The sequence below is a fragment of the Amycolatopsis sp. NPDC051061 genome (assembly GCF_040682935.1).
GTDB lineage: Bacteria > Actinomycetota > Actinomycetes > Mycobacteriales > Pseudonocardiaceae > Amycolatopsis.
The window spans coordinates 16,147-30,192 of sequence record NZ_JBFBBZ010000054.1; the positions used below are offsets into that span (position 1 = coordinate 16,147).

Below are 14,046 nucleotides of genomic sequence, written 5' to 3' on the forward strand. Positions count from 1 at the left end.
ATTCCGGCCGGGGGTTTCGCCTTCCCAGGGTCAGCGGCAGAACGGAGCCGCGCCGGCGGCGGACTTGATGCCGTTCGCGATCAGCGTCTGGAAGTACGCCGCGCCGTCCGCGGTCGTCGTGTTGGTGAACGCCCAGCTCTCGTGGCCCAGCGTGGTCACCCACGACCGGCCGCCGTCGTAGTACTGGCACCAGGCGACCGGGTGGTTGTCCCCGTGTCCGGGGTGCCCCATCGAGCCCTTGACGCCCTTCGCCAGGGTCGACTCGTCGACCTTGGCCAGGAACCGCACGTCGCTCGGGAACGGGACGAGGTTGTACCACTCGTCGGTGAAGGCCCACCGGTTCGGCAGGCCCTTCGTCGACACGTCGTCGCGGTCCACCGTCTGCACCACGCCGGCCTGCGCGGGGCCGTGGTCGTAGTAGTTCGCCCCACCGAGCAGGCCTTCGTACCAAGGGAAGTTGTACTCGGTGCCGAAAGCGTTGTGGATGCCGACGAACCCGCCGCCGCCCCGGATGTACTGCCGCAACGACGTCTGCGCCGCGTCGTCCAGCGCGTCGCGCGTGGTGCTCATGAAGATGACGGCGTTGTACTTGAACAGGGTGTTCGGGCTGGCGAGCTGGGTGACGTCTTCGGTCCAGTCGACGGCGAACCCGTTCTTCTTGCCGAGTTCGATCAGCCCGTTCTGCGCGACGTTCGCCGCGGTCAGCGGCGGGTTCAGGCCCGGCCCGAGCGCCGGCCCCAGGTTCGCGTGGCGCGGACCGGCGGTGCGCGAATAGACGAGGACCTTGACGCCCTTGCTCAGGTCGAAGTTGCCCCAGTTGTGGTAGCAACGCGCGTCGAGACCGCGGCACACGCCGTAGTCGGGGTCGCCGAGCGCCTGGGCGCCCTGCTGGTTCTTCCCGTCGTGGGCCGAGGCGGGCATCCCGATCAGGGCGGCCGTGGTCAGCGCCGCGGTCACCGCGCTCCCGACCATCGTCACCAACGTCGTTGATCTCTTCTTCATGGTGTTCCGACCTTTCTCCGGGCACGGCGGTGCCACGGGGTCCATGGGGAGGGGAGCCGGTTACAGCTCGAGCGATTGGCCGTCGAAGGCCACGGCCGCACCCGCGGCGACGACTTCGGCCGTCTCCGGCGCGTCCGGCCGGAGAAGCGGGTTGGTGTTGTTGAGGTGGGTGAACAGGAAGCGCGTGCGCGGGCGGGCGTGGATCAGCGGGAGCTGCTCGCGCACGGCGAGGTGTCCCATGCCCGACGCCGGGCGCGCGGGACCCATCTCGTCTTCGGTGAAGAACGTGCCGTCCACCGCGGCGAGGTCGGCGTCGGAAATCGCTTTCTCGAACGCGGGGGTCCAGGCGGCGAGGCCGGGTGCGTAGACGAAGGAGCGGCCGCCGGCGTCGAACCGGTACGCGCACACCGCTTCACCGGGCGCCTGCTCATTCGCGTAGCGGGGACGCTTGGCACTCAGCACGGTGGCCGTGACGCGGAGGCCGCCGGCCAGCGTGACCGGTTCCCCGTCGCGGACGTCGTGCCGGCGCACCCGGGTGTATCCGGAAAGGACGGTGTGCAGGGGGAACGCCGTCGTCAGAGCCTCGTGCACCCACGCGGTGGCGTAGACGTCGAGTTCGGCGGCTTCGCGGAGGCCGAGCAGACCGAGGGTGTGGTCGAGTTCGGCGCTGGTGAACAGGATCCCGCGCACCGGGGTGTCCCGCGTTCCGGCGGGCGGGCGCAGTTCGGCGGTGGCCAGCAGCTGCGCGCGCAGGTCCGGGGAGGCGTTGACGAGGTACCACGCGCGGCCGTCCCCGCTGACCGCCACGCCGTCCTGGGTTCGCGACCTCCCGGTCGCCCGGGCCTCCTCGCACTCCGGGCAGCCGCAGTTCCACTGGGGAGAGCCGCCGCCGGCCGCGGTGCCGAGGATGCGGATCTTCATTGCATCCGCCGGGGTACGGCGGGTTCCGGGGCGAGCTCCGCGATCCCGGCCAGTACGAGGTCGTGGTGCTCGGACAGGTCGCAGACGGGGTCGGTCACGGTCGCGTCGCCGGTCAGCTGGTAAGCCTGGCAACGGCAACCGCCGAAGTCGATCTCCTTGAGCGCGCAGCCACCGCAGGGTTCGGGCAGCCACTCGGTACCGCGGAACTTCCGGAACGCCGGCGACTCGTACCAGATCGCCGCGAGCGGATCCGTGCGCACCGAAGGGACTTCCAGCCCCGGCAACGTCTCCGCGGCCAGGCAGGGCAGCACGTGACCGTTGGGCGTGACGGTCAGCTGCCGCGCGCCCCAGCCGTAGTTGCACGGCTTGGGGCGGGGGTCGTAGTAGTCGGCGGCGACGTGCACGACCTCGAAGCCGTACCGCTCCCGGACCTCGGCGACGTCCCGGGCCGCCCGGTCCACCTGCTCGCGGGTGGGCATGAGCGCGGCGCGGTTGCGCAGCGCCCAGCCGTAGAACTGCGTGTGGGCCAGCTCCAGGCGGTCCGCGCCCAAGCGGTCGGCCAGCGCGGCGATCGCCGGGACGTGACCGGCGTTTCCGCGGTGCAGCACCACGTTGAGGGTCAACGGGAGACCGGCGGCGCGAACCGCCTCGGCGACGACGAGCTTGCGGTCGTGCGCCGCCCGCCCGGCGACGCGGTCCGCGGGGGCCGCTTCGGCGTCCTGAAGGGACAGTTGGAAGTGGTCGAGACCGGCCTCGGCGAGGCCCGAGATCCTGTTCGCATTCAAGGAAATGCCGCTGGTGACCAGGTTCGTGTACAAGCCGAGCCCGTTCGCGGCCGCGACCAGGTCGGCCAGGTCGCGGCGCAGCCCGGGTTCCCCGCCGGACAGGTGCAGCTGCAGCACCCCGAGGTCCCGCGCCTGGCTGAAGACGTCCAGCCAGGTGGCCGTGTCCAGCTCGTCCCGGTAGTCGCCGAGGTTGAGCGGGTTCGCGCAGTACGTGCACTGCAGGGGACACCGGTAGGTCAGCTCGGCGAGCAGGCCGAGCGGCACCGGTGACCGCGGCGGTGTCGTTTTTCCCGGACGCGGTGACGGCACCCGGGCCGGCCGGGCGTCCGGCGTCTCCCCCACCAGCCCGCGGTCTTCGAGGTCGGCCAGCGTCCGGAGCACCGAGCCGGCCTCGACGCCGGCGTACTCGGCGGCGAGGTCGTCGACGACGTCCGCCACCGAGCGCCGGGTGTCGCATCGGGACACCACGGCCGCCGCGGTTTCGTTGAGCAGCAGCACCCCTTCGGGGAACAGCAGCACCGGACGGCCGCGGACGGCGTCGAACTCCAGCCGCACCCCACGGCGCAGCCCGGGCCTGCTGCCGGCGGTCACGCTCATGACGCCCCCGCGTAGTCCACCGCGTCGAGCACCGCCCACAGCACGTCGCACTTGAACGACAGCGCGCGGACGGCGGCGTCCTGCTGCTCCGCGGTGACGCAGTGGTCGAGCACGAGGCGCAGCGTGAGCGCGCTGTCCTCGCGCGCCGCGGGGATCCGGCGTTCGAAGTAGGCGAACCCTTCCGGTGCGATCCAGTCGTAGTGCTCCCGCCACGCGGTGACGCGGTCGGTCATGTGCCCCGGCGAGAACACCTCGGTCAGTGCCGCCGCGACGCTCTCGATCCACGGCTTGGTGCGGCAGAAGTGCAGGTACCCGTCGACGGCGAACCGCACGCCGGGCAGGACGTGCCGCTCGTCCAGGACTTCCGCCCTGCTCAGCCCGACCGCTTCCGCCAGGCTCAGCCACTGTTCCATGCCTCCCTCGCCGGCGTTCGCGCCGTCGTGGAAGACGATCCGGTCCACCCACGCGCGGCGCACTTCCGGCAGCGGGCACGCCGCGATGATCGCGGCGTTCTTCCGCGCCAGGCACTTCTGGTAGTACCAGCGGTTGGCCACCCACCGGCGCAGATCCGCCGGCGAGCACTGGCCTTCGTGCAGCCGGAGGTGGAACGGGTGGTGAGCCCAGTAGCGCTTCTCGAGGCGGAGCAGGGCGTCGGTCAGCTCCGCCCGGCTCAGCGAGCCCGCCACGGCTCGCTCTCGCCGGCGTACGCGGTGACCTCCGGGCGGGTCTCGTAGCACTCGACCACCGGATCCGACCACTGGGGAAGAACCCCGCCTTCACCCTGTGCCACAACGGTTTCCAGAACTGCGGACATACCGGGACTCCCTTCGGTACGGCGGGACGACGATGTCCCTCAGGTCCACCCAGCGGTCCCTTCGGTCCGCCTGGCGTTCCGCGACAGTACCCCGGCCGCGGCGCGCCGAACAAGAGGCGAATCCTCTTGTTCCGCGCACGCGGCAGTTCTAGACTCGACCGTCGAGCGGTCCGATAGTACCACTAGATGGACCAGTTGCTCGCCCGATCATCTCGTCGCAGCGCGCTTTTCCTCAACGAAGAGAGGGCCCACCCGATGGATCGACGCAAATTCCTGACCGGCGCGACGGGGGCCGCCGTGGCGGGGACCGTGCTCGCCGCCCAGCCCGCCGGCGCCGCGCCGGCCACGGTGGACACCCCGCGCCAGCCCGACGCCTTCGGCCGGCCGGGGCGGGACTTCACCAAGGTCGGCGGCGACCTCGGCAACCAGAACCACACGCCGCTGCACCAGATCACCCGGCAGAACGTCACCCGCCTCGGCGGCGCCTGGCACGTCAACCTCGAAGGCGGGGACACCTCCCGGGCGCAGCAGAGCACGATCGTCGCCCAGAACGGCGTCCTCTACGTCCAGACCACCCAGCAGAACGTCTTCGCCGTCGACGGCCGGACCGGCGCCGTGCGCTGGAAGACGAACCTCGGCACCGAGACCACCAACATGCGCGGGGTGGCGCTCGGCCAGGGCAAGGTGTTCTCGACCTCGGGCGCCAACATCCTGTACGCGCTCGACCAGCGGACCGGCGCGGTCGTCTGGAAGACCGAGTTGCTGACCGAGGATGCGTCGCAGGGCACGCCCGAGCCGTGCGACCCGGCGAACGGCCAGTGCGGCGGCAGCATCGGCAGCCTCGCCGGCGCGGTCGTCTACTCGGACGGGCTCATCTACGTGGGCATGCAGGGCAGCACGGCCGGCGCCCGCGGCCGGGCGTACGCCCTCGACGCCGCCACCGGCAAGGTCGCCTGGACCTTCTGGGCCGTTCCCGGCCCGGGCGAGTTCGGCCACGACACCTGGGAAGGCGAGTCCTGGAAGACCGGCGGCGCCGTGCCGTGGATCCACCCCGCGGTCGACCCGGAACTGGGGCTCGTCTACTGGACCTTCGGGAATCCCTACCCCCGCACCAACGGCTCGACGCGCGGCGGTGACAACCTCTTCGCCAACACGATCGTCGCGATCGACGCGAAGACCGGCAAGCGCCGCTGGCACTTCCAGTCCGTGCACCACGACATCTGGGACTACGACAACGTCATGGCGCCGGTCCTGATCGACCTGCGCGTCGACGGCAGGCTGCGCAAGGTCGTGGTCTACGGCAGCAAGGTCGGCATGTACTACATCCTCGACCGCACCAACGGCAAACCGGTCCAGGGCGTGACCGAGCGCCCGGTCCCCCAGGACCCGCGCCACAAGACGGCACCGACCCAGCCCTTCCCCGAGGGCGATCCGTTCGTCCCGCAGGAGCCGCGCCTGGACAACGCGACCCGGCCGGTGCCCTTCTACCCCAACGGCGGCCTGTTCGCGACGCACTGGGATCGCGCGACGATCATCTTCCCCGGCGCGGGCGGCGGTGCCGACTGGTCGCACGTCTCGTTCAACCCGAACACCGGCTGGGTCTACGTGGGCTACGGCCTCATCAACTCGGCCTACTCCAACACCACCGGCGGCCGGGTCAACACCGCCCGCCCGTACGGCGAGTACTTCGCCGGCGGCCTCGCCGCGGTCGACCCGCGCACCAACAAGCTGGTGTGGAGCAAGGACAGCGAGTGGTCGCTGGCCCACGGCAACGGCATCCTCACCACCGATGGCGGCGTGCTGTTCCAGGGCGGCCCGGACGGCAACCTCCTGGCGATGAACGACGTCGACGGGCGTGAGCTGTGGCGCTTCCAGTGCGGCGCCGGCGTCCACACCAGCCCGATCAGCTACGAGATCGACGGCGACCAGTACCTGGCGGTGTTCGCCGGCGGCAACGGCCTGCCCTACCCGGACATCCCCAAGGGTGACCACCTCTGGGCGTTCAAACTCGGCGGGAAGGTCGCCCCGGCGGCGGCTCCGACCCCGCCGTCGAAGCGCAACCAGATCCGCACCGCGGCCGTGACCGCCGCGGCCGCGCACTACACGGTCACGCTCGGCCGCGTCTGGGACGCCGCCGCCGGAGCGCCGGGCGCCCAGGAGAACACGGTCGCGCAGACCGCCATGGCGCCGCAGAACCTGAGCGTTCCGGTGGGCACGGAGATCACGTTCGTCAACCCGGCGGGCAACGCCTCGGCCCACGGCGCGGTGTCGTTCTTCGAGTACGAATTCGACAGCGGCGCCCTGATGCCGGGGCAGTCCTTCAAACACACGTTCACGAAGAAGGGCGAGTTCTTCTACAACGACCCGATCTACCCGCAGAGCACGGGGAAGATCGTCGTCACCTGAGCGCACCCCGCCCTACGGTGGAGGCCGGTCGACGCGGCCCGCCTCCACCGTTTCGTTCAGACGTCGCGGCGACGCAGCAGGACCGCCGCGGCGAGCAGGGGAACCACCACCCACGCGGCGAACACCGCGGCACCACCGCCGGCGCCCAACAGGTTCGCGGCCGGGCTGATGCTGGTGAACGCGTCACTCGCGTTCGACGGCAGGAACTTCAGCACGTCGTCCCGCCACGAGGCCGGGAGCACCAGGCTGCCGAGACCGGGCACCAGGAAGACCAGCGCCACCAGGGTCGAGATCGCGGCCGCGGTGTTGCGCATCAAAGTGCCCGAGGCGAGTCCCATGATCGCGACGCCGGTCATCGTGACCGCCGACCCGAGCAGGGCGCCGAGGACACCCGGGTCGGCGAGGGTCGCGGACGGGTGACCGTTGCCGCTCATGAGCGCCTGCCCGGCGAAGAAGACCACGAACGCACTGGCCAGCATGACCGGGAACACCGTCATGGCCACGACCACGACCTTGCCGGCCAGCACCGGCACCCGCGACGGCACCGCGGTCAGCGTCGACCGGATCATGCCGGTCGAGTACTCGCTCGACACGGACAGGACGCCGAGCACGCCGACGATCAGCTGCGCGAACATCCCGCCGGTCAGGGTGACGCCGGTCGGTTCCGTGACGCCGTTGGCGCCGTCGCTGTCGCTGCCGAAGGTCGCGGCGAAGATCAGGCCGACGGCGATCAGGATGACCGCGGCGCCGGCCAAGCTCAGCGCGCTGGACCGGAGGGAGCGCAGCTTCACCCATTCGCTGCGCACAACCCCCGCGAACGTCAGTCGCGCCTTCGCCGGCGTCGCCACGGCGGGGGTCCTCGTCATCGTCGTGCTCATCGGGCTGCCTTTCCGGCGGAGTGGGTGGTCGTACCCTGGTACTCGACGGCGTCACGGGTCAGTTCCGTGTACGCCTCTTCCAAGGAAGCGTTCTGCGGGGTGAGCTCGGCCAACGGGACCCCGGCCCGCAACGCGTGCCGCCCGATGGCCTCGGCGGACAGTCCCGCGACGTGCAGCAGGTCGCGCTCGACCGTGGTGATTTCCGCTCCGTGGGGCCGGAGCACGCTCACCAGCTCGGCGGACCGCGGTGTGCGCACGCGCACGCCCAGATCGGCCGAGCGGATCAGCTCGTCGACCGAGATGTCCGCGATCAGCCGGCCCCGGCCCACGATGATCAGGTTTTCCGCCGTCAGCGCCATTTCGCTCATCAGGTGCGACGAGACGAACACGGTGCGCCCCTCGGCCGCGAGGTCCTTGAGCAGGTTCCGGATCCACTTGATGCCGTCCGGGTCGAGGCCGTTGACGGGTTCGTCGAGCATCACCGTCCGCGGGTCTCCGAGCAGGGCCACCGCGATTCCCAGCCGCTGCCCCATGCCGAGCGAGAAGTTGCCCGCGCGCTTGCGTGCCACCCCGGTCAGGCCGACGAGCTCGAGGACCTCGTCGACCCGCTTGGCCTTGATACCGTGCGTGCTCCCGAGCGCCAGCAGGTGATCCCGGGCCGACCGTCCCGGGTGGACGGCGCGCGCCTCGAGCAGGGCGCCGATCTCCCCCAGCGGCGCGCGATGCCGGCGGTAGGGCTTCCCGTTGACGCGCGCGGTTCCGGAGGTGGGCGCGTCCAGTCCGACCAGGACCCGCATGGTCGTCGACTTGCCCGCCCCGTTCGGGCCCAGGAACCCGGTCACCACACCTGGTTTGACGCTGAAGCTCAGCCCGTCGACAGCCGCTTTGCCGCCGTAGACCTTCTTGAGGTTTTCCACTTCGATCATGAGTGCTCCCCGGTTCTCGGTGTGCACCGAGGATTACAGCTTTCGCGCCGCGCATCGTCGTTCCGGCGCAGACATCCGGCGTACCGCGATCGCAGTACCGCCGGTCATTGCACCCGGGTAAATCGACACATGCAAGGCAGTCATTTGAAACCCGCTCTCCCTCTCCTTAACGTGGGTGACACACGAATGCGCGAGGGGAAAGAGAAAAGGGCGAAGCATGACGGCAGCCGAACCGGCCCGGGTGTCGGCGATGGGCCGGATCCGCGCGGTGACGCGACGGTACCCCACCATCGTCGACGCCCTCGGTGTCGTGGTGCTGTACGTGATCAGCGCGGCCGACCCGGCCGGCGACGAGCCGCGGACCCGGACGGCGGCCGTGCTCCTGCTGCTGGCGGCGGACCTCGCGGTCCTCGCGGCCCGCCGGAAGTGGCCGAAGTGGACACTGGCGCTCACGGCCCTGGGAACCGTCCCGGCGCTGCTGCTGGGCGCCGACCTCGAGCCGTTCCTCATCCCGGTGGCGATCGCGACCTACACCGTCACCGTCCGGACCGATCGGTGGACTCCCCGGGCGCTGGCTGCGCCGGTCGCCTCGCTCGCCGTGCTCGTCGGGGTGATCCTGGCGGCCGGTCCGGGCCTCACGCAGGAGGGTCTCGGCCGGCTCGCGGTCACGGGCCTCGCCATCGCCGTGGCCGTCGCGGTGCGCAACCGCCGGGCGTACCTCGCCGCGTTCGAGGAACGCGCGGTCCGCGCCGAGCAAACCCGCGAAGAGGAAGCACGGCGCCGGGTCGTGGAAGAGCGGCTGCACATCGCCCGTGAACTGCACGACGTCGTCGCGCACCACATCGCCGTGATCAACGTCCAAGCCAGTGCGGCCGCTCAGCTGGTCGGCTCCCGGCCCGAGGCGGCCGCCGAGGCGCTCGAGCACGTCCGCCGGTCCAGCCGGGCCGTGCTCGACGAGCTGCGCGGACTTCTGGGCGTCCTCCGCCGCCCGGAAGACGCGGAAGAGCCGTCCACCCAGCCGATGCCGGGGGTGGCGCAGTTGCCGTCGCTCATCGAGGCGTTCCGCTCTTCCGGACTCGAGCTGCGGTGCACGTTCGCCGGCGCGACGCAGCCCCTGCCGTCGACGGTCGACCTGGTCGTCTACCGGGTGGTCCAGGAAGCGTTGACGAACGCTCATCGGTACGGCAGCGGTACGGCACGCCTTTCCCTGAGCTACACCGCGACGTCGCTGGTCCTGGAAGTCGTCAACCCGCCGGCCGCCGAGCCGCGCATGCGCGGCAGCGGCCTCGGCCTGGTCGGCATGAAGGAGCGGACCGCGGTGGTCGGGGGAACCCTCGGCACCGGCCTCGGTCCGGACGGCCGGTTCCACGTCCGAGCCGTCCTGCCGATCCAGTGGGGAGAAAACTCGTGACCATCCGCGTTCTGCTGGCCGACGACCAGGCACTCATCCGGGCCGGTTTCCGCGTTTTGATCGACGCGGCCCCGGACCTGGAGGTCGTCGGCGAGGCCGGCAACGGAGCCGAGGCGCTCGAACTGCTCCGCCGAGCGCGCGCGGACGTCGTGCTGATGGACATCCGGATGCCCGAGCTCGACGGCATCGAGGCCACCCGGCTGATCAGCGCCGACGACGACCTCGCGGGCGTGAAGGTGATCATGCTGACCACGTTCGAGATCGACGAGCACGTCGTCCGCGCCCTCCACGCCGGCGCCAGTGGTTTTCTGGGCAAGGGCGTGGAGCCCGCGGAGCTGCTCTCCGCCATCCGGAAAGTCGCGGACGGCGACGCACCGCTGTCGGCGCCGGCGACCCGAGCGTTGATCCGGCACCTGCGCGACGGGCCCGCCACCTCGGCGTCCGATGCCGAACGGCTCAAGGTGCTGACCCAGCGCGAGCGCGAGGTCGTCGTGCTGGTCGCCGCCGGGCTGTCGAACGACCAGATCGCGGCCGAGTTGTTCGTCTCGCCCCTCACGGCCAAGACCCACGTGAACCGGGCGATGATGAAGCTGCACGCGCGTGACCGTGCTCAGCTCGTGGTACTCGCGTACAAGTCGAGGCTCGTCCGTCCTTGAAAGCGCTTCACCGCGCTCGGCGCGGAACTCCTCGAAGACGGCGAACACGCGGTCGTGGTGAGTGACGTCGAGGGCGCGGGTGACGACCTCGATCCCGGGGTGCGCCGCGCGCATAACGCGAGGTTGCGCCCCATGGCGGCGAACCGGCGGGCCATGCCCTCACCCAAGCCGCTGCTCGCGCCGGTGATCAGGATGTTCTTCCGGAACCTCATGCGGCAACGACAAGGGTCGGTTCCGATGATTCATGATCGACGCCGGCCCGTGCGCCGCCCGGGAACGAGGAGGTCGACCGCGATGGCCAGGCGGCCGAGATACGCCTCCCGCGTCTCGACCTGGTGCTTCAGCCCGACCGAGGCGCTGATCAGGGTCTGCGCGACACCGGCTGCCCCCTCCCCGCCCACCGCGGCGACTACGAGTTCTTCGAACCGCTTCGGTGCCGTGTGGACGATCGGCCCGAGGAGGTCCGGGTTCTGCTCGATCACCATCGGGACGTCTCGGCCCATCGGTCCGATGTAGCGGCCCGCCCACCGGTCGAACGCGCCGATCAGCCGTTCCCGCACCGGTTTCGCGGTGTCTTCGAGGATCTCCCCGGCGGCGGCGAGGTCCTGCTCGAGCGCCCGGGTGACGGCCGCGCGGAACAGGTCCTGTTTGGACGCGAACAGGAAGTACAGCCCCGGCCGGGAGATCCGGGCCGAGCGCGCGACCTCGTCCATGGAGGTCTTCCGGTACCCGTGCCGGGCGAACGTCAGCAGCGCCGACTCGAGCACCGCGTCCCGGCGACCGGTGTCCGGGGCTTCGGAAACGTCCATGGGACGACTATACGGGGTTCGAGCTCACTATACAGTTCCTGTCGAGTATGTATAGTTGCGGCGTGACCACACCCAAGCTCATCACCACGCCGTTCACAGCCGCCAGCACCGCGGACGACGTCCTCGCGGGCGTCGACCTCACCGGCGTCCGCGCCATCGTCACCGGCGCCTCCTCGGGGATCGGCGCGGAAACCGCTCGCGCGCTGGCGGCCGCGGGAGCCGAGGTGACCCTCGCGGTCCGGAACCCCGCCGCGGCTCCCCGTTCGCGGGTCGTCCGGCTCGACCTCGCCGACCAGGCGTCGGTCCGCCGATTCGTGCGGCAGTGGGACGGGCCCCTGCACCTCCTCGTGAACAACGCGGGCATCGTCACCGGCGGACCGGCGCACACCGCGGAGGGCTGGGAACTGCAGTTCGCGACGAACCACCTCGGCCACTTCGCCCTGGCCACCGGCCTGCACGCGGCCCTGGTCCGCGGGGCTGCGGATCGCGGCGAGGCGAGGATCGTTTCGGTCAGCTCGACGGCACACATGCGCGCCGGCGTCGACTTCGGCGACCTGCACTTCGAACACCGCCCGTACGATCCCCAGATCGCTTACGCGCAGTCCAAAACGGCGAACTCGCTGTTCGCGGTGGAAGCGACCCGCCGCTGGGCGGCCGACGGGATCTTCGCGAACACCGTCAACCCCGGCGGAGTCGCGACCGGACTGCAGCGGAACTTCACCCCGGCGCAGCGGGAATCCCTCGCCGCGGCCGAAGCCGCGGGTGTCTTCACCTACAAGACCGTCGGGCAAGGAGCCGCGACCACCATCGTCGCCGCGGTCTCGCCCGAATTCGCCGGCACGGGCGGCCACTACCTCGACGACGCCCGGGAGGCGTACCGCGTGCCCGACGACGCCGACCTCGCCGACCACCCGCACGGCGTCAAGGAATGGGCCCTCGACCCCGTCGCGGCGGAGCGCCTGTGGACCGTTTCGGCCGCTTTGACCCGCGGCTGACCGCAATCCGGTCAGCCGCGGGCGCTGCCCAAGCGATCAGCGCTGCGCCCCTTGCCAGGCTTGCTGCCCGCCCGGTGCCCCTTGCGGGTACGCGAACACATCCGGCGGCGGCGGAGCCGGTACATCCGCGGCAGCTTTCTCAGCCGCGTCTTCTCGTTCCTTCACCCGCTCGACCCAGTAGCCGACGATCACCGTGACGATCAGCGACAGGGAAATCAGTCCCTCCGCGATGAAGAACGAGCCGAAGTCGATGACCGACCCGATGGGCGGCTGGCCCGGTGCAGCGTTGCGCAGCGGAACGAGCGCGAACAGCAACGCACCCATGAAGCTCATCGGCGGCCAGAGCAGACCCCGCCGGTTGCCCACCACGAACCAGGCGGCCACCACCGCCGCCAAGCTCAGCAGACCCATGAACAACATCAGGAACAGGGCGAAGGCGAACGTCCCGGTCGATCGGGTCGCGTCCACCGTGAAGATCAGCCCGCCATCGGCGGCTTTCACGTCCTGCGGCTCGATCTTGAAGAAGGAATCCGCGTTGACCAAGGTCACGCTCGACGGCACGACCGCCGTGGCGCTCGCCACCGAGACCCCGACGTCGATCTTGTAGCTGTCGAACGGGTAGTCCGTGACGACGCCGTCGCTGGACGCGAGCTTGACGTCGGTCGTGCTGGGGCTCTTCCCGGCTTTGAACGGCAGGGTGTCGCCCTTGGTGCCATTGGTGAAGATCGTCAGGTCCTGACTGGGCGAGCCGGTCTCGTCGGCCAGCGCGCCCTGCGGAACGATCTCGACCTGCGCCGAAAGTTCCTGCGCGATCGGATCGAACTTCTGCACGAAGAGGTGGATGTCGACCCGGTCCGGCGTCGTGGTGTCGCCCATGACGACTTGGACCTGCCCGTCCGCGCGCTCGACGAGGTACACCACCAGGCTGCCCGCCGTGACGAGGAGCACCGCCACCACGGCAATGATCGTTTTCAGCGAGCCGAAGAAGCCCCGCTTGCCGCTCTTGGAGTTCATGAGGACCACTGTCTACCCCACCGGATCTACTGTGGACAGGCGTTGGTGCGGACCGGACGAGAAATCTGCCCGATCGCGCACCACGCCAGAACCGGCCCGACCCCAGGGAACGGAAATCCTGCCCTTTGGGTCACCCGTGCCGAGTCGTGGTTGCGGCACCGGTACTTCCGTGCAGAATTCGCGCCATGAGCAACCCATCAATCCAGGCTGGGTCGAACGCGCCCGGACGCGCCACGCGGCCGACGACCATCACCGTCGCCTTCTGGGCCTTTCTCGCCTCCACGCTGCTCGGGCTGGCCAATGGAGTCGTGACGCTCCTCAGCGGGAACTCCGTGGGCAACGCCACCAGCACGGTCATCGTCGACAACGGCACCGAACTGACCGAGACGCAGGTCGACCAGGTTGCCACCGCGACCAACGCCGGTGCGCTCGTGTTCTCCGTGATCATGTCGCTGCTGTACGTTCTTTTCGCCGCCAAGGTGCGGGCCGGGCGCAACTGGGCCCGGATTCTGCTGACCGTGGTCACCGGCCTCCAGCTGCTCGCCATCACGTTCGGGCAAAGCACGACCCTCGGATACTTGAGCGCATTGAGCGCGCTGGTCGGCGCCGTGTTGTGCTTCGCCAAGCCTTCGAACGACTATTTCGCGGCAGTCAAAACTTCGCGCTGATCTGCTCTCGTCCCGCTGGCGCGGAGAACGCTGCTCGCGCCGGCGTCACGGCCGGTTTCACAATGAATGATGACCTGCGTGCGACCGGAGACGGGCCCGGTCATCGTCGGGGGAGGGAATGACCGGGCCCGTGCGGAAATTCTAGCGAAGATGGCGACCGTTTT

14 protein-coding genes and 1 pseudogene are annotated in these 14,046 nt (G+C 70.2%); 5 read left to right on the top strand and 10 right to left on the bottom strand.

Annotated features, from left to right (window positions below):
- Positions 1-30: 30 nt before the first annotated feature.
- From AB0N03_RS43505 to AB0N03_RS43525, 5 genes are read right to left on the bottom strand one after another with little or no spacing between them, the layout of a single operon-like run.
- Entirely contained in the window at positions 31-1,002 is a 972-nt protein-coding gene (locus tag AB0N03_RS43505) for a ThuA domain-containing protein (protein WP_364385631.1), read from the bottom strand.
- A 60-nt stretch (positions 1,003-1,062) separates the two neighbouring features.
- Positions 1,063-1,923, bottom strand: coding sequence for an MBL fold metallo-hydrolase (locus AB0N03_RS43510; protein WP_364385634.1), 861 nt, complete (start codon positions 1,921-1,923; stop codon positions 1,063-1,065).
- Positions 1,920-3,305, bottom strand: coding sequence for a pyrroloquinoline quinone biosynthesis protein PqqE (gene pqqE, locus AB0N03_RS43515; protein WP_364385637.1), 1,386 nt, complete (start codon positions 3,303-3,305; stop codon positions 1,920-1,922). Before pqqE ends, AB0N03_RS43510 begins: the two co-directional genes overlap by 4 nt.
- On the bottom strand, positions 3,302-3,991 hold the full coding sequence (gene pqqC, locus AB0N03_RS43520; protein ID WP_364385640.1) for a pyrroloquinoline-quinone synthase PqqC: 690 nt from the start codon (positions 3,989-3,991) through the stop codon (positions 3,302-3,304). The genes pqqE and pqqC overlap by 4 nt, the downstream gene beginning before the upstream one ends.
- Entirely contained in the window at positions 3,976-4,119 is a 144-nt protein-coding gene (locus AB0N03_RS43525; RefSeq protein WP_364385643.1) for a hypothetical protein, read from the bottom strand. Before AB0N03_RS43525 ends, pqqC begins: the two co-directional genes overlap by 16 nt.
- A gap of 255 nt (positions 4,120-4,374) precedes the next feature.
- On the opposite strand from AB0N03_RS43525, the gene AB0N03_RS43530 reads away from it, so the two are divergent.
- Positions 4,375-6,525 carry a PQQ-binding-like beta-propeller repeat protein gene (locus AB0N03_RS43530; RefSeq protein ID WP_364385646.1) on the top strand — a complete coding sequence of 717 codons (2,151 nt, stop codon included), beginning with the start codon at positions 4,375-4,377 and terminating at the stop codon, positions 6,523-6,525.
- 56 nt (positions 6,526-6,581) lie between these two features.
- Here AB0N03_RS43530 and AB0N03_RS43535 read toward each other — a convergent pair whose 3' ends face one another.
- On the bottom strand, positions 6,582-7,391 hold the full coding sequence (locus tag AB0N03_RS43535; protein WP_364385649.1) for an ABC transporter permease: 810 nt from the start codon (positions 7,389-7,391) through the stop codon (positions 6,582-6,584).
- An 8-nt stretch (positions 7,392-7,399) separates the two neighbouring features.
- Positions 7,400-8,329 carry an ATP-binding cassette domain-containing protein gene (locus tag AB0N03_RS43540; protein WP_364385652.1) on the bottom strand — a complete coding sequence of 310 codons (930 nt, stop codon included), beginning with the start codon at positions 8,327-8,329 and terminating at the stop codon, positions 7,400-7,402.
- 217 nt (positions 8,330-8,546) lie between these two features.
- Here AB0N03_RS43540 and AB0N03_RS43545 point away from each other — a divergent pair, with 217 nt between their 5' ends.
- Together AB0N03_RS43545 and AB0N03_RS43550 are read left to right on the top strand one after the other, a co-directional pair.
- Entirely contained in the window at positions 8,547-9,740 is a 1,194-nt protein-coding gene (locus tag AB0N03_RS43545) for a histidine kinase (protein ID WP_364385655.1), read from the top strand.
- On the top strand, positions 9,737-10,396 hold the full coding sequence (locus AB0N03_RS43550) for a response regulator transcription factor (RefSeq protein WP_364385658.1): 660 nt from the start codon (positions 9,737-9,739) through the stop codon (positions 10,394-10,396). The genes AB0N03_RS43545 and AB0N03_RS43550 overlap by 4 nt, the downstream gene beginning before the upstream one ends.
- A 9-nt stretch (positions 10,397-10,405) precedes the next feature.
- On the opposite strand, the pseudogene AB0N03_RS43555 reads toward AB0N03_RS43550, so the two are convergent.
- Positions 10,406-10,608, bottom strand: a pseudogene (locus AB0N03_RS43555) (SDR family NAD(P)-dependent oxidoreductase); the annotation flags it as partial.
- A gap of 30 nt (positions 10,609-10,638) precedes the next feature.
- Positions 10,639-11,205 (bottom strand): TetR/AcrR family transcriptional regulator, encoded by a 567-nt coding sequence (locus AB0N03_RS43560; RefSeq protein WP_364385661.1) that lies wholly within the window; start codon positions 11,203-11,205, stop codon positions 10,639-10,641.
- Between the two features lie 62 nt (positions 11,206-11,267).
- Between AB0N03_RS43560 and AB0N03_RS43565 the strand changes: the two genes are divergently transcribed.
- Positions 11,268-12,200, top strand: a complete 933-nt coding sequence (locus AB0N03_RS43565; RefSeq protein ID WP_364385664.1) for an SDR family NAD(P)-dependent oxidoreductase — start codon at positions 11,268-11,270, stop codon at positions 12,198-12,200.
- A 36-nt stretch (positions 12,201-12,236) separates the two neighbouring features.
- Here AB0N03_RS43565 and AB0N03_RS43570 read toward each other — a convergent pair whose 3' ends face one another.
- On the bottom strand, positions 12,237-13,214 hold the full coding sequence (locus AB0N03_RS43570; protein ID WP_364385667.1) for a DUF4436 family protein: 978 nt from the start codon (positions 13,212-13,214) through the stop codon (positions 12,237-12,239).
- Positions 13,215-13,399: 185 nt separating this feature from the next.
- Here AB0N03_RS43570 and AB0N03_RS43575 point away from each other — a divergent pair, with 185 nt between their 5' ends.
- Positions 13,400-13,882 carry a hypothetical protein gene (locus AB0N03_RS43575; RefSeq protein WP_364385669.1) on the top strand — a complete coding sequence of 161 codons (483 nt, stop codon included), beginning with the start codon at positions 13,400-13,402 and terminating at the stop codon, positions 13,880-13,882.
- Positions 13,883-14,046: the final 164 nt, after the last annotated feature.